This is a genomic window from Bartonella sp. MR168JLCBS (assembly GCF_042194175.1).
Genome location: NZ_JBHIMP010000154.1, coordinates 374 through 1,075, shown reverse-complemented (window position 1 = coordinate 1,075; position 702 = coordinate 374). Strand labels below are relative to the sequence as shown.

Genomic DNA, 702 nt, shown 5'->3' with positions numbered 1-702 from the left:
ATGTTGACAGCCAGCGCTATGCAATATTTCGAAGCAGAACTTGAGAAAGCTATTATCCTTACACTTTTCATTCCTCTCATTATGAGTTCAGGAGGAAATTCTGGCTCACAGGCTACATCTCTTATTATTCGTGCATTAGCTTTACGTGAACTCACGCTTAAAGACTGGTGGAAAGTTATCATCCGTGAAATTCCAACAGGGCTGTCTCTTGGTTTCTTACTCGGAATCATTGGAATTATGCGCATTGTTTTCTGGCAACAACTGGGTATCTATGATTATGGAAAACATTGGATTGCTGTTTCCACAACGGTAGGTACTGCTTTGGTCGGGATCGTTACATTCGGTTCATTATCCGGCTCTATGCTTCCTTTTATTCTTAAACGTTTGGGATTTGATCCAGCAAGTGCTTCAGCGCCCCTTGTCGCAACTTTAGTTGATGTCATGGGGATTGTAATCTATTTTTCTGTTGCCTCCTTCATTTTATCTGGAACTCTCCTCTAACACAGAGAAGAAAAAAACGCATTTCATGCAATTTAAAATCTCTTCTGTTTGGCAATTGTTAGCAACATATTGATTTTTTTTAAATATAAAACAGCCTTACACATTTTTTAGAAAAAATCTCTTGAAATTGTTATTTCAAATGCTTCTCTTGTTTTGGTTTTTTAGGGAGTGCATTAAATGCTCATAGTAAGTGTGATAATC

General features: G+C 37.5%; 1 protein-coding gene. It reads left to right on the top strand.

The window, feature by feature from the left end:
* Positions 1 to 501: magnesium transporter (locus tag ACFIK8_RS09940; RefSeq protein WP_375669326.1), on the top strand; the 501-nt coding region annotated here is incomplete at its 5' end.
* Positions 502 to 702 lie beyond the last annotated feature (201 nt).